17 protein-coding genes are annotated in these 19,578 nt (G+C 37.1%); 4 read left to right on the forward strand and 13 right to left on the reverse strand.

Going from position 1 to position 19,578, the window contains the following annotated elements; all coding sequences use genetic code 11:
• Positions 1-206: 206 nt before the first annotated feature.
• Both DWA31_RS13765 and DWA31_RS13770 read left to right on the forward strand, forming a co-directional pair.
• Positions 207-851, forward strand: coding sequence for a TorF family putative porin (locus tag DWA31_RS13765; RefSeq protein ID WP_114327153.1), 645 nt, complete (start codon positions 207-209; stop codon positions 849-851).
• A 228-nt stretch (positions 852-1,079) separates the two neighbouring features.
• Positions 1,080-1,280: a DUF2970 domain-containing protein gene (locus DWA31_RS13770; RefSeq protein ID WP_114327154.1), complete on the forward strand. Its 201-nt coding sequence runs from the start codon at positions 1,080-1,082 to the stop codon at positions 1,278-1,280.
• Between the two features lie 63 nt (positions 1,281-1,343).
• On the opposite strand, the gene DWA31_RS13775 is transcribed toward DWA31_RS13770, so the two are convergent.
• The 9 genes from DWA31_RS13775 to DWA31_RS13815 form a co-directional block, all read right to left on the reverse strand.
• Positions 1,344-2,153 carry a Dam family site-specific DNA-(adenine-N6)-methyltransferase gene (locus tag DWA31_RS13775; protein ID WP_114327230.1) on the reverse strand — a complete coding sequence of 270 codons (810 nt, stop codon included), beginning with the start codon at positions 2,151-2,153 and terminating at the stop codon, positions 1,344-1,346.
• Between the two features lie 418 nt (positions 2,154-2,571).
• Positions 2,572-3,957, reverse strand: a complete 1,386-nt coding sequence (locus DWA31_RS13780; protein ID WP_114327155.1) for an SPOR domain-containing protein — start codon at positions 3,955-3,957, stop codon at positions 2,572-2,574.
• A 55-nt stretch (positions 3,958-4,012) separates the two neighbouring features.
• Positions 4,013-5,077 carry a 3-dehydroquinate synthase gene (gene aroB, locus DWA31_RS13785; RefSeq protein ID WP_114327156.1) on the reverse strand — a complete coding sequence of 355 codons (1,065 nt, stop codon included), beginning with the start codon at positions 5,075-5,077 and terminating at the stop codon, positions 4,013-4,015.
• Between the two features lie 36 nt (positions 5,078-5,113).
• Positions 5,114-5,632, reverse strand: a complete 519-nt coding sequence (aroK, locus tag DWA31_RS13790; protein WP_114327157.1) for a shikimate kinase AroK — start codon at positions 5,630-5,632, stop codon at positions 5,114-5,116.
• 203 nt (positions 5,633-5,835) lie between these two features.
• Positions 5,836-7,923, reverse strand: coding sequence for a type IV pilus secretin PilQ (locus DWA31_RS13795; RefSeq protein ID WP_114327158.1), 2,088 nt, complete (start codon positions 7,921-7,923; stop codon positions 5,836-5,838).
• 12 nt (positions 7,924-7,935) lie between these two features.
• Positions 7,936-8,460, reverse strand: a complete 525-nt coding sequence (locus DWA31_RS13800) for a pilus assembly protein PilP (protein ID WP_114327159.1) — start codon at positions 8,458-8,460, stop codon at positions 7,936-7,938.
• On the reverse strand, positions 8,457-9,053 hold the full coding sequence (locus DWA31_RS13805; protein WP_114327160.1) for a type IV pilus inner membrane component PilO: 597 nt from the start codon (positions 9,051-9,053) through the stop codon (positions 8,457-8,459). Before DWA31_RS13805 ends, DWA31_RS13800 begins: the two co-directional genes overlap by 4 nt.
• A gap of 61 nt (positions 9,054-9,114) precedes the next feature.
• The gene (locus DWA31_RS13810; protein WP_114327161.1) at positions 9,115-9,708 is read right to left on the reverse strand and encodes a PilN domain-containing protein; all 594 of its coding nucleotides are present in this window, start codon (positions 9,706-9,708) and stop codon (positions 9,115-9,117) included.
• Positions 9,696-10,775, reverse strand: coding sequence for a pilus assembly protein PilM (locus DWA31_RS13815; protein WP_114327162.1), 1,080 nt, complete (start codon positions 10,773-10,775; stop codon positions 9,696-9,698). Before DWA31_RS13815 ends, DWA31_RS13810 begins: the two co-directional genes overlap by 13 nt.
• Before the next feature lie 127 nt (positions 10,776-10,902).
• Here DWA31_RS13815 and DWA31_RS13820 point away from each other — a divergent pair, with 127 nt between their 5' ends.
• The gene (locus DWA31_RS13820; protein ID WP_114327163.1) at positions 10,903-13,494 is read left to right on the forward strand and encodes a penicillin-binding protein 1A; all 2,592 of its coding nucleotides are present in this window, start codon (positions 10,903-10,905) and stop codon (positions 13,492-13,494) included.
• 516 nt (positions 13,495-14,010) lie between these two features.
• Positions 14,011-14,229 carry a hypothetical protein gene (locus DWA31_RS13825; protein WP_114327164.1) on the forward strand — a complete coding sequence of 73 codons (219 nt, stop codon included), beginning with the start codon at positions 14,011-14,013 and terminating at the stop codon, positions 14,227-14,229.
• 73 nt (positions 14,230-14,302) lie between these two features.
• Here DWA31_RS13825 and DWA31_RS13830 read toward each other — a convergent pair whose 3' ends face one another.
• From DWA31_RS13830 to DWA31_RS13845, 4 genes are all read right to left on the reverse strand, one after another.
• Positions 14,303-14,713: a thiol-disulfide oxidoreductase DCC family protein gene (locus DWA31_RS13830; protein WP_245942626.1), complete on the reverse strand. Its 411-nt coding sequence runs from the start codon at positions 14,711-14,713 to the stop codon at positions 14,303-14,305.
• Positions 14,714-14,915: 202 nt separating this feature from the next.
• On the reverse strand, positions 14,916-16,223 hold the full coding sequence (gene argA, locus DWA31_RS13835) for an amino-acid N-acetyltransferase (RefSeq protein WP_210725603.1): 1,308 nt from the start codon (positions 16,221-16,223) through the stop codon (positions 14,916-14,918).
• Between the two features lie 27 nt (positions 16,224-16,250).
• The gene (gene argH, locus DWA31_RS13840; protein WP_114327167.1) at positions 16,251-18,197 is read right to left on the reverse strand and encodes an argininosuccinate lyase; all 1,947 of its coding nucleotides are present in this window, start codon (positions 18,195-18,197) and stop codon (positions 16,251-16,253) included.
• Between the two features lie 97 nt (positions 18,198-18,294).
• The gene (locus tag DWA31_RS13845) at positions 18,295-19,545 is read right to left on the reverse strand and encodes an argininosuccinate synthase (protein ID WP_114327168.1); all 1,251 of its coding nucleotides are present in this window, start codon (positions 19,543-19,545) and stop codon (positions 18,295-18,297) included.
• Between the last annotated feature and the right edge of the window lie 33 nt (positions 19,546-19,578).

Raw genomic sequence — 19,578 nt, forward strand, 5'->3', positions numbered from 1 at the left:
TGACCAAGATTAATTTACCTGCACCATTTTAGTACAACCTATCAATGCTTATTGAACGTTATTTTTATTTCACAATTAAATTATAAAATTAACCCTTTGTTTAGTAACATTAATATATTGAGCTATATCAACATTGAACATTCGGGCATCATCTTTGCTAATTACTTGGCATACACATAATTTAATAATAACTTAGAGAGATTAACATGAAAAAATCACTATTAAGCATCACACTAACTTCACTTTTAGCTACATCTGCATTCATTTCAACTTCAGCATCTGCTACTGATATTGAAGGCTTAAGTGCCAATGTTGGTCTAGTATCACAATATATCTTCCGTGGTGTAGTACAAACAGACACCGCATCTGCTAGCGCTGGTGTTGATTATGAAAACAGTGGTTTTTATATTGGTACTTGGGCAGCTGACGTTCAAGAGGGTTTAGAAATTGATGTTTATGGCGGTTACGGTAACGAACTAGATAACGGCTTCGGTTATAGTGTTGGTTTTACTACTTACCAATACACAGGTGATTTTGATACTTCTTATAATGAAGTAAACTTAGGTTTAAGCTACGGTATGTTCTCACTTTCTTATAACGTAGGTGAGTGGGAAGTTGAAGGTGGTGCAGATCAAGACTATGACTTCTTATCTGCAACTATTGAACATGAAGGTTTTTATGCTACCTATGGTACTTGGGGTGACGAATTTGACGGCGACTACATCGAGTTAGGTTACGGCACTGAAGTTTCTGGTTTTGATGTTGGTATTGCAGTTGTAGCTAACTCAAAAGAATTAGCTGGTGCTGAAAGTGACGAAAACCTAGTTTTCAGCATTAGTAAATCATTCTAAGTATAGCTAAGAGCTAACAAAAGAAGACATAACAACAAGTGTTAATTGGTTACACCCTAACCTATTAACACTTTTATGCTTCTAATGAATAGACATTTATATGTCAAATAAAAGTGGGCTATCCTAGCTTTCTAATGATAACAAACCTTCCCATTTACATTTTCTAGATTTAGTCGAGTTATTGCATTATAGTTTTCACTAATTTATCACTTATTAGTAATATAAAAAATGCTTTATAAAAACTCATCATTGATCAATACGGTTAAAAGTGTTGCCTCAGCATTTTTCGGTGTGCAAAGTAATAAAAACAGAGAAAGAGATTTTAGCCAAGGAAAATTGAGCCATTTCATTATTGTAGGAGTAATTGGGGTGATCATTTTTATTGCTGTGCTAATTGCAATCGTTACTCTGGTAATACCGAGTACCTAGTTGAATTGATAAGCTCAAATTTATTAAAATATACCACTGATAGCTGCGCAATTAGTGTCGGTCTTATTTATATAGTGCCAATATTTCTTTTACCTTAATTCGACCTTTACCTTTTTGGCTGATTGAGCGTTGTACCTGGAGTAGCTTATGTTTAGTAGCACCTTTATAAAGCTCTTTTGTAAAGTCTACATAATGGTTTGATATTAAGGTTGGAATATTTTTCTTTTGAGCAAGTTCAGCGCAAGCAACTAATCGTTTTTGATCTTCATCAGTAAACGAGTTCCCAGCATAAGCAGTAAAGTTTGAGGTTCGATTAATAGGTGAGTAAGGTGGATCACAATATACTACATCATTAACATCAAGTTGAGAAAAAGCGGTTTCAAAATCACCTTGAATAAACGTTGCGTTTTGAGCTTTTTTAGAAAAAAATTCCAACTCTTCCTTTGGAAAATATGGATGTTTATATCTTCCAAAAGGTACATTATATCCACCACTTTTATTATAACGACATAAGCCATTATAACCATGCCTATTTAGATACAAAAACATTAGAGAACGTTCATATGGATCAGCAGATTGATTAAATTGAGTTCTAAAATTATAATACTTTTCGGGGTGATTATTATCCCCATTGAAGAACTTTTGAGCGTCTGCAATAAATTCTGTCGGTTGATTTTTAATGATGTTGAATAAGTTAATGAGATCTTTGTTCATATCTACCAAAAGATATTCATCAAACTCTAAATTAAGAAAAACGGAACCACCACCAACGAAAGGTTCTACTAACCTTTTTTTACCCCTTTTAGGCAGTAGGTTAGCAATTTCACTTGTAATTCTTTTTTTGCCTCCCGCCCATTTCAGAGGCGATCGCATACCAGCAATTGGTTGAGCTTTAGTCACAACAAAAACCTATAAATTAATTAGTAGCTAAAGCTAACATGGATATTTGACAGAAAGTAGATGATATATCACTTTTCATAGTTTTAGAAAACATAAATGCGGAGCAGTCGTATTTCATTAAAAAATCGTAAGGGTATCCCGCTCATTTCAAAGCAGATCGCATACTAACTAGTGATTTAACTTGAGTCACAAAAAAGCCTATAAATTATTCGTAGCGAAAGCTAACATGATTGTCTGCTATAAATAGATGAACTATCCATTTTCATACGTATTAAAAAGAGAAAAGCGTAGAAGTATTCAGTTCATGTTAAAAATGCGCGTTACCTCTCACTCATACTACCGCTACACTAGTTTTTCTATATTTATTCTTTGAGGGGGATTGTAGCTTGAATCATTGATTAACGGTATTTATTTCACGCTTAATTGTAGAAACCGACTTTAAAAAGGAGCCTAGATTCTTTATAGCTTGTGGTAGTTTGTTCATTGCCTCTATTGCTTGCGTTTTATCACTAAAAACCTTAGAGGTAAGTACATAAAACTTTTTAGTATTTAAGGTTTTTTCATAACTAAAATATTCTAGATCTTTATTTTGTTTAATAAACTCTTCTAGTCTTGATAAATGAGAAAAACCTGTTATTTGTACAACATAGCCTTTTTCTGAATTCAGATAATATTGTTCATTTAAGCTTACTGGTAAAGCAGTTAAATCACTTAGCTTTTCTAGCTTCACATCGTTAGATTTAATTTGCTTTGCCGTTACTTGTATCTTTGTTAGTGTCAAGGTTGATTCTTCAAGGCTTGAAGCTACCTGATTATCATTTACAGTCGACTCAGGTAACATTAATGCTTGTAATATATCACCATTGTCTGCTTTTGCTAAAAGCAAGTGTTGGCTACTATCTTGAGCTAGTAAGGCAAGGTGAACCTCAGAAACGCTAGCAAGTTTATTTTGCGTAGCTAGTGTATTTACTTTTTCCGGCACTATTACGGGTATAGGATTTTTAGTTACTGATGGTGTAATAGGCAAAGTCGTAAAGTTGAAGCTTTTATACTCACTAAATAAAAACCAAAAAACCAGTATTATCAAAAGAGTAAATAAAGAAGCTAAGCTTATTTTTAACCATGTATTATTTTTAAACATTGCTGATTTGTTTTTAAACCTAGCATGATCTAAAGAAACAACTTGCCCACTACTTGCGTCTATTATGCTAGCTTTTTTATCAAAAATAGTTTTATTCTGTCCTATTTCTATTGCCGCTTGTTCTAAACCGAATATGACAACGTTGATATTGTTTTGTGTTTTCTTTGCCGTATCAACAAGCTGGCAAAGCTCATACTTAATTTGTAACGATAATGCTTGAGCGTGTTCAACAACAACAGTAATAATGCCATTATTTTGTTTAGCTAAACGCAAAATGCTCACGGCTAGAGATTGTTCTGGATCGAATAGAGTATTAGCAAACAACTGTTCAATTACACGGCAGCGCATTTGAATATCGTTTATTTTGCTTGATGCTGCAACAAAGGCAACATTCATTTCTTGATTACTAGATTCTTGGCTTATGTTAGCTAAGTATTGACGGGCTACTTTAGAGTACACTGCTGAGTTTTTATCAACAACAACAGTCATCTGTTTTGAAAAGCGTTGTATATAATCAATGCGAGCAATGACACTAATTGAGGTATTTGATATTTCGACCATATCATCTTGAACACTGATATCAGCCTGCTCATTGATTCTGGTCTGATTTACTCGCGTATTCGCTAGTGCTGACATATCCAACCCTTTCTATAATATTTGCTTCCTATTATTTTTTAGGAAGCACAAACAGTTATAGAATTTGCTGAAGTATTTCCACTGTCACATCGTCACGAATTTCTGATTGTCCGATAGCGGTAGGGACAATAAAACGCAATTTTCCACCGATGTTCTTTTTATCACGGCGCATATGGCGAACAAAATTATCAAACCCCATCGTTTTTGGGGCTAACAAAGGTAAATCAAATACTTTAATAAGTGATTCTATTCGACAAAGTTCTGACACTTCCAGCAAATTCATTGCTACTGCTAATTTAGCAGCAAGTACCATGCCAGTAGCAACGGCTTCGCCATGAAGCCAATTACCATATCCTTGTTCTGCCTCAATTGCATGACCAAAGGTATGACCTAAATTAAGTAGGGCTCTCACACCCGCTTCTTTTTCATCACTAGCAACAATATCAGCTTTACATTGGCAACATTTCTCAATCATTTGGGAAAGAGTATCTTTATCGCCAGCTTTAATTAAGGCAATATTATGCTCTAACCAAACAAAAAAGTCATAGTCACCTAAAATACCATACTTAATGACTTCAGCCATACCTGCATTAAATTCTCGCTCAGGTAAAGTAGATAGACTGTCAATATCAATAATGACCGCTTTAGGTTGATAAAAAGCGCCAATCATATTTTTACCAAGCGGATGGTTTACTGCTGTTTTACCGCCGACAGAAGAGTCTACTTGTGATAGGAGAGTTGTAGGGACTTGAACAAAGTCTATTCCACGTTGATAACTGGCAGCAGCAAAACCAGTGATATCACCAATAACTCCTCCACCCAAAGCTATTAACGTTGTATCACGACCATGCTCATTCGCTAAAAGATGCGACATAATACGTTCAAAATTAGCTAAGTTTTTCTCAGCTTCTCCATCAGGTAAAATAATTTCATCAACATCAAAGTTAGTTAATTTTTCTTTGATATTAGCAAGATAAAGAGGCGCTACAATAGTATTAGTGACAATACAAATGCGCTTATTTCGAATATGAGAGGAAAACAGATCTGAATTATTAAACAGACCTGAATCTATATAAATTGGATAACTTCGGGTGCCTAAATCAAGCTGAAGTGTTGGCATGTTTTGTATCTACCACTGTCTGGACTATAAATGAAATTAAAAGTCTAAGCGCTCAATAATTTTATGCGCCACAACTTTAGCACTTTGATCATCTGTTTTAATGATCACATCTGCAATCTCTTCATAAAAAGGATTGCGTTCAACTGCTAGATTTTCTAATACAGTGCGGGGTTTTTCTGATGTTTGTAATAACGGGCGTCGGCGATCTCTTTGAGTACGAGCTACTTGTTTATCTATTGTGGTTTCAAGATATACCACAATACCACGTGCTGATAAGCGGTTACGAACTTGATCGCTAATGACAGAGCCACCGCCTGTTGCTAAAACAATACCTTGTTTTTCACTCAAGTCTTCAATAACCTCTTCTTCTCTCTTGCGAAAACCTTCTTCGCCTTCAAGATCGAAAACCCAAGCAATGTCTGCCCCAGTACGACGTTCAATTTCTTGATCTGAATCAAAAAATTCAAGATGTAGTCTGTCAGCAAGCTCTCTACCTATAGTACTTTTTCCTGCGCCCATAGGCCCAATCAGGAAGATATTACGTTTTTCTGCCATTAGATTTACTTAATACTCGTTTGTTTCAGATCATATCAAAAGGGAATTAACAGTAGTTGCCTAACTGCCTTTTGACGTTATAGAGGTCTCCCTCGGAATTTCAAGGGCGTAATTATCGCAATTGTTGGGGTAAGATTGCAAGCAACATTGTCGTTAAGTAAGATAAAAATCTTACTTAACGACAATTAAATAACTAATCTGTGCTAAAAGTGCTCGGTGACTATGCGTGGAGTTACAAAAATTAGTAATTCTTTTTTCTCATTGAACTGATTAGTATTTCTAAATAACCAACCAAAATACGGAATATCACCTAATACAGGAACCTTAGATACTGTACTTATAATTGCTTGTTGATAAATACCGCCTAGTACAATAGTTTCACCGTTATTGACTAGTACTTGAGTACCTATACGTTGGGTATCAATTGCAGGAGCTTGTCCACTTTGGACATCTGAAACGGTATCTTGAGTTACCACTAAATCCAAGATAATTTTGTTATCAGGAGTAATATGTGGCGTTACCGTTAAACTAAGCACTGCTTTTTTAAATTGTGTTGCGGTTGCTCCACTTGATGCGGCTTCTTGATAAGGAATTTCAACACCTTGTTCAATGTAAGCTTCTTTCTGATTTGCCGTGGTTATACGAGGGCTAGCAATAATTTCACCCTTGTTTTCTTTTTCCATGGCACTCAACTCAAGATCTAAAATGGTTCCATCAGCTAATCGAGCTACTTGGAATGCCAAAGCCCCAGCAGGACTTACTACAGGCAAATTAACATTCAATCGATCTACTAGCGCAGGAACAAGGCCAGTATTAGCCGAGCCTGCACCCTCTAAAGAGCCCGAGGTTGCATATTGGCCATCAGTATCTGTAACTCCCCAGCGAATTCCTAACTCTTCATTTATATTATCCTTAACGGTTACCATGCGAGCTTCGATGATTACTTGACGTACAGGAATATCTAAAATATTAACCATCCGTTTAATATCTTCAATAATTTTCGCTGTATCGCGAATTAATAAAGTGTTTGTGCGTTCATCTACTGAGACACTGCCACGAGGTGATAGGATACTCGTACCTTCATTTTTTATTAAGTCAGAGAGTTCACTGGCTTTAGCATAATTTATTTGTACATATTCAGAATACAATGTCGCTAACTCTTCGACTTGCTGTTGTGCTTGTAAATTCTTGGCTTCTCGAGCAGCGAGTTCATCGCTTGGCGCGACCATTAAAATATTGCCTTGCATACGTTTATCAAGACCTTTCACTTTCAAAATAATATCGAGTGCTTGATCCCAAGGAACGCCATCTAAGCGTAAAGTGATATTTCCTGTAACGGTGTCACTAGTAATTAAGTTAAATTCATTATAATCAGCAATAATTTGCAACACGGTACGCACAGGAATATCTTGGAAGTTTAATGATATTGCACGACCAGTAAAGTCTTCGCTATCGCCTAAATAACCAGGTACTTTCTTTTCTTTTTCTTTAACTGTTAATATAAATAAATTATCGGTTTGACGATGTGAAAAAGTAAAGTGCGTATCAACATCAATCACTAAGCGAGCGTTACGCCCTTCTTTAAATGTTTCAATACCTGAAACAATTGTACCAAAATCAGTTACATCAAGCTTATAGAGTAAATCTTCAATTATTTTTGTATTATGAAATTCAACATTAACTTTTCCTAATTTATCATTCACATCAACAGCAACCATATTGTCTTTTAAATAGACTAATATTTCAGCAGAGTTATTTTCACCTAAACGAAAATCAAGTGACTCTACATGGTTAATAAATTGCTCACCTACTGGGCTTAATGCTTCAACGATTTCAGCTGACTCACCATAATTAAAGGTAATAGAGAACTTTTTGCCCTTTAAAGCGACATCAAACACAGATAACTTATCTAAATTGATCAAGGCAACAACCTTACCAGAGCTATTATCTATAACGACATTAGTAATACCCGCATGATTAATCAGCGTCTCTTTAACCTTATCATCATACATATTTGCCGCAAAACTAACCTCAACATAAGCAGCGTCCATAGAGGTTTTGACTGCAGGTAGGGAAAGAATCTCTGTTGAGAATTCAAAGACTAATTCAATCTCATCGTCTTGAATTGTATTATAAGAAAGACCTAATAACTTACTATCACTTGCTTCCTCTGCACTGAGATTGAAAGAGGTTGTAACAAGTGTAAGTATAGTTAAAAAAACTAACCAAGTTTGTCTCATTTTAGTCACTCTAGTAAAAATTTTATAATTTTTCATGTTATTAACTAGCATTATTATTTCCCTTTACCCTTCGGATTCTGATAGAGCAATTTTAATCACTGTTGCACGTTCTACCCAACAACCTGCACCATCAGGTGTTAGTTCAACTAATTTTACGCTTTTAGCATTCACTTCTGTTATATGACCATTAAATAAACCCATGTAACTACCTATAGCAACCCTATGTAGGGTGAAATCTGAAGCCTCTACCAAAGCCCAAAGTATACCATCATCTCCCATGGTGCCACGCATTGTTATATCACTAAGTGCAAACTTTTCTAATGGTTGCTTGCGACGGCGGGGATCTGGACTTAAACACCCTGACATTTGTTGAATTTTTTGTTGAATTACCTCTGGTTTTGGTAAAGAAAATGGACTTCTTAAATCAAATGCCGAGTAATCATAATGGTTAAATGGGTGTACTTCTGGCATAGGATCAATTTGACTAGTTGTTGTTGCTTTAACCTGTTGAAGATGAGCACTAAGATCATTAGTATCATCAAAACAACCACTAACGAATACTAAAGTAATTAAAGCTAATTTCTTCATTGTGTTTTAGCCTCTTGGTAGCGGTAAGTTTTAGCTTCAAGTTTCAAGTTTAATGTATCTTTACTTGTCGGCATAATATCTATTTTAAAATCATGTAAAGTAACAATGCGAGGTAATCCTGCTATTTTACTGACAAAGCTACCAAAAGAGTGATAAGAGCCATTTACTTCGATATCAATAGGTAACTCTATGTATATCTCTTTGCTTATTTCAGGTTGCCATTCTAACTTAACAAAGTCTAAGCCACTGATAGTGCCAATAAAAGTAATATCATCTAATAAACCTGGCGTTTCATGGCTGTTAGGTAAACTTCTTAATTGGTTCGCAAACATATCTTCTGCTTCTAACATCTGTGCTCTAAACAAGTCTAAATTTGCCGCAACTTTGTATTTACTTTTAAAAGACTGCTTTAACGTGACTTCTTCCGCAATAACCTGATCAAGTTTTTTAATTTTGTCACTAATTAAACCAACATACCCTAAACCGATAACAACAATTGATAAAAAAACAATCAGAACCAATTTCGCTGCTGCTGGCCATTGACCAATATTTTCAAGTTCTAAATTTTCAAATTGTGATGCGTCAAACTTCAAAAGACACCTCCATTAAGCATTAAAGCTGTTCTTAGCAAAGAGGTTTTACATTGGACATGTCTCACTTACCACCTCCATTTGCTGTATTAGCAAGTTTAGTATTTGAATCATTCAACAGCCCTTTAATCTTCACTCGCATCTTAAAACTACTCAGAAGTTTAGGAGAGTCTTCATCCGAGGTAATTGATTCTGGCGTAGCGTCAGTAAATAAATCTGATAATTCAATCGCTCTGATCATATTAGCTAAATGATTGTTTGACACACTTTTTCCCGTAATTTGAATGGTATTGCCATTTTTATCAATTTGAGTAATATAAATTCCATTAGGAATTATCGTGGCGATTTCATCAAGGACTTGCGTCCCAACATTACGACTGCGCTGCAATTGCTCTACAACATCTATGCGTTTTTGTAATGCTGCTTTCTTATCATTTAAGGTTTTTATTTCTGCTATCTGTATATCTAATAGTTGAATTTCATTTTTCAAAAATGCATTACGGGCCAGTTGTCCATCTATACGTGCTTGAAAAAACAAATTAACTGATAAAACTAATGCAAAGGCACACAGTCCTGCAGCAGCTAAAATGATAAAAAATTCTTTTTGCTTCGCCTTAAGTGCTTCTTCGCGCCAAGGGAGCAGATTTATATATGCCATGGCGTAAAACTCCTTAAAGCTAACCCTGTTGCTAACATAAATTGTGGTGCTATTTTAGCTAACTCATCTGCATTTATTGACTTGCCTATTTCCATATTGTTGAACGGGTTAGCAATAACTGTATGAATACCCAATTCATCGGTAAGTAATTTCTCTAAGCCTTCAATTGAAGCCGTTCCGCCAGAGACGAGTATATAATCTACTTTATCGGCACCACTTGAAGTCAAAAACATTTGAATCGCTCGACGTATTTGTTGCATTAAAATGGTATGAAAAGGAGCTAACACTTCAAAAGTATAATTAGGAGGTAAATCTTGAGTAATTTTTGCTTCTTCAGCATCTTCAAATGATTTGTTATAATATGAAACAATTGAACGAGTGTATTGCTCACCACCAAATATTTGATCTCGGCTATAGAGATGCTTTCCTGCTTTGGTTGCAGAAAAAAGTGTCATGGTGGCACCAATATCTACAATTGCTACTGTTTTATTTACCGCATCTTCAGGTAGTTGGGATAAACATAAATCATGTGATCTGCTCACCGCATAAGATTCAACATCAATAACTTTCGCATGAAAATCACCTGACTCCAAGGCAGCAATCCTTGCTTCAATAGATTCTGCTCGTGCAGCACTAAGTAAGACATTAACTTTACTCGGATCTGACTCATTAACATCTAACGATTCAAAATCTAAGCTTACTTCGTCTAAAGGATAGGGAATTAAACTATCTGCTTCTATTTCAATCTGGCTAGCTAATTCATCTTCACTAAGAGCAACATCCATATAAATAATTTTAGTGATTACAGTTTGCCCCGATACAGCAGCAGCAGCTTCTTTTGCCTTCATCGATATTTTTTGGCGAATCTTAGCGATAACATTACCAACCGCTTCAATATCATGAATCTCACGGTCAACAACTGCACCACGTATCATGGGCTCAATTGCAAAGTCTTCTATAATAAAACCTTCATTACTCTTACTGAGTAAAACCGCTTTGACGGCATGAGATCCTATATCGATCCCTACCATCATAGCGGTCTTCTTTTTCCATAGTTTATCTAGCATAACAGCTCACTAAATCAAATTGTTGTAATTATTTTAGAAATGTTTTCATATAAATACATTTATTACATGGTTTTACAAGATATACTAGTCTTATCTGATATTTTTATCCACAATTAGAGGGAATGTAGTGTTTTCTGTCAAAAATTGGCTCAAGCTTACTGTTATCTTAGTATTTATTACTTTTTTGGGCACATTTGTTTTATATTTAACTTTGCGCGATGAATTGCCCGATATTAATTCGTTAAAGGATGTTCAATGGCAAACGCCCATGCAAATCTACAGTATTGACGGGGCGTTAATTTCTCAATTTGGTGAGAAAAAACGAAAGCCATTAACCTTTGATGAGATTCCTCAGCAATTAATCAATGCCTTATTAGCCACCGAAGATGATCGTTTTTATTTTCATTTTGGAGTTGACCCTATCGGTATGGCACGCGCTATTTTTGGTCAAATAACAGGAAATAGTCGAGGCGGTGCTAGTACCATCACGATGCAAGTTGCTAGAAACTTCTTTTTAACTCGCGAACAAACCTATATTAGAAAAGTGAGAGAGATTTTTTTATCTTTTCATATTGAAAGCTTATTAACTAAAAATGAAATTTTGACGCTTTATGTTAATAAGATTCCCTTAGGACATAGATCTTTTGGTTTCGGTGCCGCGGCACAAGTCTATTATGGCAAAGAGATTGAACAACTTAATTTAGCGCAAATAGCGGTGTTGGCAGGCCTACCAAAAGCCCCTTCAACCTACAACCCTATCCGCTCGATTGAAAAAGCCAAGTTACGAAGAACAACAGTATTACAGCGGATGCTAGTTAGCGGCTATATCACAGATCAAGAATACCAACAGGCAAAAATAGCTCCAATTACTGGCAAGCGCCATGGAGCAAACATAGAATTAGACGCACCTTATATTGCTGAAATGGCTCATAAAGAAATGCTCCTCCGCTACGGAAAAGAACAAGCTTATGCTGGTGGTTATAAAGTATTTACTACCGTCACTAATAAATTACAACAAGCCGCACACACTGCTGTCACTTCAAATTTATTACGCTATGATCAACGTCATGGCTACCGTGGTGCTGTTGCCTCTCTTCGCCCGACTGAAGAGTTAACTGACATTACCACCTCACAAACAAACGACAAAGCACAATCAATAACCAATCATTTACCCCTAACAGCTGATGAAATTGAAACTGCACTTAACAATGTTACTCATTATCAAATGTTAGCACCTGCTGTCGTTACACAAGTAAATGAAAAATCAGTTAATATCACCTTCCGAGATAATAAAGAAGCGATAATACCCTGGGCTGGCATGGCTTGGGCGCGTCCTTATATAAATGACCAAAAGCAAGGCCAGGTTCCCAAGGTAGCGAGTGAAATATTCCGTTATGGTGATGTTATATTAGTCAATAAGACATCGACAGGTGAATACAGGTTAAGCCAACTTCCTATAGCCAGTGCTGCCATTATTTCCCTATCACCAGATAATGGAGCAATTAAAGCTGCCGTTGGTGGTTTTAGTTTCAAGCAAAGCCAATTTAACCGTGTAACCCAAGCCAAACGTCAAGTGGGGTCAAATATTAAACCTTTTATTTACTCTGCAGCATTAGAAAATGGCTTTACTCTCGCCTCATTAATAAATGATGCACCTATTAATCAATGGGATAAAAGTAGTGGTGTTGTATGGCGACCAAAAAATTCGCCAGAAACATATGTTGGACCACTTAGAATGCGCTTAGCCTTAGCGCAATCAAAAAATGTAGTTGCGGTTAGATTATTAAAAAGTATTGGCATAGGAAAAACAGTAGATCACCTTTCATCTTTTGGTTTTTCGCCCGACGAATTACCGCGTAATGAATCGTTAGCCTTGGGCTCAGCTTCATTAACGCCGTTGGAGCTTGTTACTGGTTTTGCAACGTTTGCCAATGGCGGTTTTATAATCGAGCCTTACTTAATTGAGCGTATTGAAAATGCTGAAGGGGAAGTTATCTATCAAGCTAATCCTGAATTGGCTTGTGATCCCTGTATTGCATCGACTGAATATGATCAATATTTGGAAGAAATGAATCCCTATGATGATGAATACTCAACAAGTAGTTTGGAAGATAAAAATCCCATTAGTGCACCATTAGTTTCGGCGCCTAGAGCGATATCAGCACAAAATGCATTTTTGATTACCCAAGCACTTAATAGTGCTATTTGGGGAGCTGATTGGTCTGTAGAGAATGGTTGGCAAGGTACAGGATGGCGCGCTAGAACATTAGAACGTCGTGATATTGGCGGAAAGACAGGTACCACTAATGAAGCCAAAGATGCTTGGTTTTCTGGTTTTACACGTCGCTTAGTGACCACCTCATGGATAGGATTTGATGACCCTAGTCGTAACTTAGGTAAATCCGTATACAACAATAATCTAGGTAGAAATCAAATTACCGGTAAAGAGTTTGGTGCTAAATCAGCCCAACCTGCATGGATAAGTTTTATGAAAATTGCGTTAACTGATATCCCCTTCGAGTCTTTTGAACCACCTGCTGAAATCGTTTCTGTGCGCATTGATAAAGCAACGGGTAAGTTAACCACTAAAACCAATAAGAGTAGTTTATTTGAATACTTTGAATTAGGTACCGTACCTACCGAATACATAAGCACTGATAATAGTGCTGATATATTTCAAAGTATGGAGGGTGTTAACAATGAAGAAGAACTATTTTAATTGTAGCCTTGAATGGTGAAGATTACTGGCAATGTTTAGCATGTAAACAAGGTTATTGTGGCCCAAACTATAATCCTGAAGACTTATACCCGTGTTACGCCAAAATGCAGGATTCAGCTGGAATTAGAAACGTCTTTAGGCAAGGCATTGATTGAAGAGAATGGTGGTTGGGCATAGTCAATTAATCGGGTAACCGAAGCTATCTAGCCTCTAGCTCACACCACCCTGCATGCAGCTCAGCACAAGCCAATTCATGAGAACCCCGAACTTAAATACTCCCGTTAGGGTAGTGAAGGAAAAATACTGCAAATTAAGCTAAGCTTATTTATGAACGCTATACCCAAGTTACTTCAAAATGCAGGATTCAGGATGACTGAGCAAAATATGCTCATCGTTACATCTATTTTTAATGGAACAACCATTAATAAAAAGATGCGCCTTGATCATGATTCGCTCAGGTATCCTGAAACTCGCACTTTGAAGTGTCTTGGGTATATAACATGAGGACGAATGATCATGAAAATTGCAGACCTTCACAGTGAAATTCAAATGGGTATTATCAATTACTTTTCCGTACACCCTGATGCATCAGCGTCAGCATCGCGAATATGTAATCAATGGCTTGCCAATGAGAAGTATTCTCACAATATTGCGCAAGTACAAACTGCCGTTGATGGCTTACTGTCCCGAGGTGAAATTCATAAGCGTGCAGGCGCTGATATATACACTTTATAGTGCCACGTTATATTTTGCTGTTATCAATAATGCGACAAATAAAATGCTAAATCTAATATCAAATCAGATCAGATCATAATCGTCCAGTTGCTTTCAATCTCTTTTGTACTCTTTGGTGATACAATTTTGATAAGTAAGGACGAATGATAGGCAGGGATATTAACCAAGCTATTAATTTTAGCAGCCATACCCGTTCCATTAAAACGATATATGCATCTAATTCAGATAAAATCTGGCCATTTGAAAGTTGGAGGTGAAGCTCCGAAAGAGCCTTAAGGGGATCAATGCCTAAATTTTTTAAATACTCATCTTGACCTGTAATATCCAACCACTTGACTTGCTTGCCCAGTGAGCCAGCAAGGCGTTCGTAAAGACGCCGATCTTTTATACACCTAGGACAAGCACCATCATAGAATACTGTTAGAGATAATTGTTCATTTCGCATATTTTTATCTAGAAAATCAAATAAAATTACTGTGTACAATATAGCTTTATTTTCTATCTTACGCCATTTTATAGCCGTTTCATATTTCGGTTAGACTACCGATAAAAAATTTGATCCTGTTCACTAAATAACATAAATGTTATGGCTTCTCGTTAGTTGTTATACCAATCTCACTAACTATGTGATCATTTCTACAGGTTAAAACAGATCACCTAATTAATGAAACTGGTATTAGACTAAATTAAATATCTTTAATTAAAACTTTTGATTTTCGCTGAAAGTTATACAGCTTTTTTTTACCTTCAGGCAGCTTGCTCATCGGTTGTTCAATAAAGCCCTGCTCAAGAAACCAATGGCCACTTACCGTTGTTAACACAAATATAGCGGCAAGTTGTTGTTGCTTTGCAGCATTTTCAAGCGCTGTCATCAAACGTGCTCCGCGATCACCTTTGCGGTAATCTGGGTGTATAGCGACACAGGCTACCTCGCCCATTTTCGCATCCGAATAGGGATATAAAGCGGCACAAGCAATAATAACGTCTTCTTTTTTGATCACGGTGAACTTATCAATTTCTACTTCAAGTAATTCACGTGAGCGTTTGACTAAAACCCCTTCTTCTTCAAGCGGTGCTAATAATTCCAAAATACCGCCAACATCGTCAATCGTTGCTATTGCTACTTGTTCTTTATGATCTTTAGCAATCAAAGTGCCAGCACCATCACGGGTAAAAAGCTCTTGTAATAATGCAGAATCACTTTGATAACTCACACAATGACAACGTTCAACACCATTTTCACCACATTGAATTATTGCGCGAAGCAATAACTGACGCACATGACAATCTTTCTCATCCAATAATGTTTTAACGGTACGAACACTACAACTTCTGATCAATTCGCCCGTTTTAGCCAATAAGCCTTCATCTTCGGTTAAGGTGATCAATTTATCCGCTTTTAAAGCAATGGCTGTTTGTGCAGCAACATCTTCTAACGCCAGATTAAATACTTCACCTGTGGGCGAATAACCGATGGGTGATAATAAAACAATCGAGCCATAATTTAGCTGCATGTTAATGCCGTCAGAATCAATTCTTCGAACACTTCCGGTATATTTGTAATCGATACCATCACGAACGCCTATAGGCTTGGCAATCACAAAGTTACCGGTACTCACACGAATTTGTGAACCGTGCATAGGTGAGTTGACTAACCCTGTACTTAATAAGGCTTCAATATGTAAACGTAAAGAGCCTGTGGCATCTTTTACCGCTACTAGTGTATCAGCGTCGGTAATACGAATATTTTTTTCAATTACTTGCGTAATATTTCGTTGTACCATGCGTTCTTCAATTTGTGGCCGTGCGCCATGCACTATCACTAACTTAACGCCCAAACTGCGCAACAAAGAGATATCATGAATAATATTGGCAAAATTTGCATGTGAAACAGCTTCTCCGCCAAACATTAATACCACCGTTTTACCACGATGCGCATTGATGTAAGGCGCAGCACTTCTAAACCACTTTACATTATTTTTATTATTATCCATGATGATCTTTTATTTCCCTAACGTCTTTTACTTTGCACTATCAGAACGGCCAACAATATATTCCATTGCCACTTCATCTGCAGGGTCTTTATGAGGACTTGGCTCACTGTCTTCAATAATATTTTCAGCAAGTGAGCTTTTATCAATTAAATTAAAGCCTAATTGAGCAAAATATTGCGGAATATAAGTCAATACAATAATTTGCTCTAGTTCCATCTGATGAGCAAATTCAAGTAAATATTGAACCAGTGCTTCACCCTGACCTTGTTTTTGAGCATTTTCGTCAATGACGACCGAGCGGATTTCAGCAAGCCCGGTTTGATAGATATATAGCGAAGCAGAACCGACCACTTTCCCTTCAATTTCAGCAACCACAAAGTTTTGAATGTCATGAATAATATTGTCACGTGTACGTGGTAATATTTCGCCTTTTTCAGCCCAAAACGTAGTTAAAGAAAATATACTGTCAACGTCTGACATTCTTGCTCTACGTACCGACATCGCTGCCGCTTTTTGTGCATTCAAACGTTGTTTTACTTGCTTTAATGCGCCTTTGATTTGTTGCTTACCTGGAGCGCCAACAACATTTTCATTAAGAATTTCACCATCGCCCGACTGAATATTTGCTAACGCTTGTTCAACCTGACCACGTGATGTACCACCCAGTGCTTCACGCTTATCTAACGTCGACTCTATTGATAAGTGTTGATAAACATCTTGGCCAATTTTTTTACTGTATTCTTGCAGCTGAGTAAGGGTTAAATCTTCTAACGGAACACCTTTGTCAATGGCGGCAAGTACCACTTCCCCAACAATGTGATGTGCTTCACGAAATGGAATATCTTTACTCACTAGGTAATCAGCTAACTCGGTAGCGTTAGCATAACCTTGCTGCGCTGCCGCTAATGTGCGTGAACGATTTACTTTTAAACCATCAGCAACTAAAACCGCCATTTCCATACATTCTTGCCACGTATCAAGAGCATCAAAAAGACCTTCTTTATCTTCTTGCATGTCTTTGTTATACGCAAGTGCCAATGCCTTCATAGTAGTTAACATACCCGTTAACGAACCAAAAACACGACCTGCTTTACCGCGAATTAATTCACAAGCATCAGGGTTTTTCTTTTGCGGCATTAATGATGAACCAGAGCTAACTAAGTCACTCATTTCAACAAAGCCTGCTTCACCCGAATTGTAAAAAATCAAATCTTCTGCAAAACGTGATAAATGCATCATTGAAATACTGGCTGACGCAAGTAATTCAATAACATGATCTCTGTCGGATACCGCATCTAAACTATTTAACGTTGCCGTTCTAAAGCCTAGGTTATGCGCTAATTTATTACGATCAATTGGGTAGGCTGTACCTGCTAAAGCGCCTGAGCCTAATGGCGAAACGTCTAAGCGATAAAGCGCGTCTTTTAAACGACCAATATCACGGTTAAACATTTCAACATAGGCTAAACACCAATGACCAAACGTTACTGGTTGGGCGCGTTGTAAATGGGTGTACCCTGGCAATACCGTGTCTTTTTCACGCTCAGCCAAGTTCATCATGGCTTGTTGTAAATTAACTAAGGCAAACAATAATTCGCCGCCGGTTTCTTTACACCAAAGCTTTAAATCTGTAGCCACTTGATCATTACGGCTGCGGCCAGTATGGAGTTTTTTACCTAAATCACCTGTTTTTTCAATAAGCGCAATTTCAACCCAACTATGAATATCTTCGGCATCTGAGCCTAAAATCTGCTGTGGATTTTCTTCAACAGAAGCTTTTAATTCATTAAGTGCTGCGGTAAGTTCAGTTAACTCAGTTTCGTTAATTATCCCGACAGAATGAATAGCACCTGCCCACGCGATAGAGCCAACAATATCTTGTACTGCCATGCGGTAATCTACAGGCAGTGAATCATTGAATTTTTTAAACTGTAAACTAGGTTGCCCTTTAAAGCGTCCGCCCCATAAAGCCATAGTTATTTACTCCAATTTTTTTCGAAAATACTACTTAGAATGTAAAGAAAGCTAGCCACGCAATAGCGCCCGCCACATCTCACAAGTAAAGCCATGATTACTTCTCTTTCTGAGAAAGTGCAGTGATACGGCTAGATAAACTGAATAAACGGATAAAACCTTCAGCGTGTTTTTGGTCGTAAACATCATCAGCACCAAAAGTAGCAAACTCTTCTGAGTATAAGCTGTTTGGCGAACGACGTTGAATAACTTGTGCCATACCTTTGTAAAGTTTAACGACTACATCACCCGTTAGCTTTTCAGCAAAAGAAGCAGCAGAAGCTAGTTGTGCTTTTGCTAAAGGTGTAAACCAACGGCCATCATAAATTACGTGAGAGAATTCATGGCCTACCGATTCACGGTATTTTAAAGATTCTTTATCTAAAATAAGTGTTTCTAGCCCTTTATACGCAGCCATTAATACTGTGCCGCCAGGAGTTTCGTAACAACCACGAGACTTCATACCAACTAAACGGTTTTCAACAATATCGATACGACCAACACCATGTGCTGCAGCCTTATCATTAAGGTACATTAGTGCTTCATAAGCACCAGGGCTATTTTCCGTACCATTACCAGAGAAGTCTTTACCGTCAACAGAAACTAATTCACCGTCAAGGAAGCTTAACGCTACTTTTTCAGCTACATCAGGTGCATCCATTGGATCAACTGTCATGGTCCATACTTCTTTAGACGGTTCACACCATGGGTCTTCTAATTCTCCACCTTCGTGAGAAATGTGCCATGCGTTTGCATCACGGCTATAAATTTTAGTTAATGAAGCGGCACATGGAATTTCACGTTCAGCTAAGTAATCTAATAAGTCTTCACGAGATACCATATCCCACTCACGCCATGGCGCAATAACAGTAAGCTCAGGAGCAAGGGCTGCAAAACAAGCCTCGAAACGTACTTGGTCATTACCTTTACCGGTACAACCGTGACAAACTGCGTCAGCACCAACTTTTAAAGCTACTTCAATATGAGCTTTAGCAATTATGGGACGTGCCATTGAAGTACCCAATAAATATTGACCTTCATAAACCGCGCCCGTTTTAAGAATTGGGTAAATATATTCTTTAACATATTCTTCTTTCAAATCGGCTACATAACACTCAGAAGCGCCTGAAGCGATTGCTTTTTCTTTAATGCCAACAAGCTCTTCTTCGCCTTGACCAACATCAGCACAAAATGCGATTACTTCACAATTATCATAGTTTTCTTTTAACCATGGAATGATGGCTGAGGTATCTAAACCACCTGAATATGCTAATACTACTTTCTTAATTTGTTTCTTTTGAATACTCATAATTTTGTTCTCTAAATTTGTTTAAATAATTTC

Origin of the sequence: Candidatus Colwellia aromaticivorans, from assembly GCF_003333305.1 — a bacterium.
GTDB lineage: Bacteria > Pseudomonadota > Gammaproteobacteria > Enterobacterales > Alteromonadaceae > Colwellia > Colwellia aromaticivorans.

Excerpts from the sequence above, each read along its gene's own strand:
- DWA31_RS13765 (WP_114327153.1), top strand. The coding sequence starts at position 207 with ATGAAAAAATCACTATTAAGCATCACACTAACTTCACTTTTAGCTACA.
- DWA31_RS13770 (WP_114327154.1), top strand. The coding sequence starts at position 1,080 with ATGCTTTATAAAAACTCATCATTGATCAATACGGTTAAAAGTGTTGCC.
- DWA31_RS13775 (WP_114327230.1), bottom strand. The coding sequence starts at position 2,153 with ATGCGATCGCCTCTGAAATGGGCGGGAGGCAAAAAAAGAATTACAAGT.
- DWA31_RS13780 (WP_114327155.1), bottom strand. The coding sequence starts at position 3,957 with ATGTCAGCACTAGCGAATACGCGAGTAAATCAGACCAGAATCAATGAG.
- aroB (WP_114327156.1), bottom strand. The coding sequence starts at position 5,077 with ATGCCAACACTTCAGCTTGATTTAGGCACCCGAAGTTATCCAATTTAT.
- aroK (WP_114327157.1), bottom strand. The coding sequence starts at position 5,632 with ATGGCAGAAAAACGTAATATCTTCCTGATTGGGCCTATGGGCGCAGGA.
- DWA31_RS13795 (WP_114327158.1), bottom strand. The coding sequence starts at position 7,923 with ATGCTAGTTAATAACATGAAAAATTATAAAATTTTTACTAGAGTGACT.
- DWA31_RS13800 (WP_114327159.1), bottom strand. The coding sequence starts at position 8,460 with ATGAAGAAATTAGCTTTAATTACTTTAGTATTCGTTAGTGGTTGTTTT.
- DWA31_RS13810 (WP_114327161.1), bottom strand. The coding sequence starts at position 9,708 with ATGGCATATATAAATCTGCTCCCTTGGCGCGAAGAAGCACTTAAGGCG.
- DWA31_RS13815 (WP_114327162.1), bottom strand. The coding sequence starts at position 10,775 with ATGCTAGATAAACTATGGAAAAAGAAGACCGCTATGATGGTAGGGATC.
- DWA31_RS13825 (WP_114327164.1), top strand. The coding sequence starts at position 14,011 with ATGAAAATTGCAGACCTTCACAGTGAAATTCAAATGGGTATTATCAAT.
- argA (WP_210725603.1), bottom strand. The coding sequence starts at position 16,223 with ATGGATAATAATAAAAATAATGTAAAGTGGTTTAGAAGTGCTGCGCCT.
- argH (WP_114327167.1), bottom strand. The coding sequence starts at position 18,197 with ATGGCTTTATGGGGCGGACGCTTTAAAGGGCAACCTAGTTTACAGTTT.
- DWA31_RS13845 (WP_114327168.1), bottom strand. The coding sequence starts at position 19,545 with ATGAGTATTCAAAAGAAACAAATTAAGAAAGTAGTATTAGCATATTCA.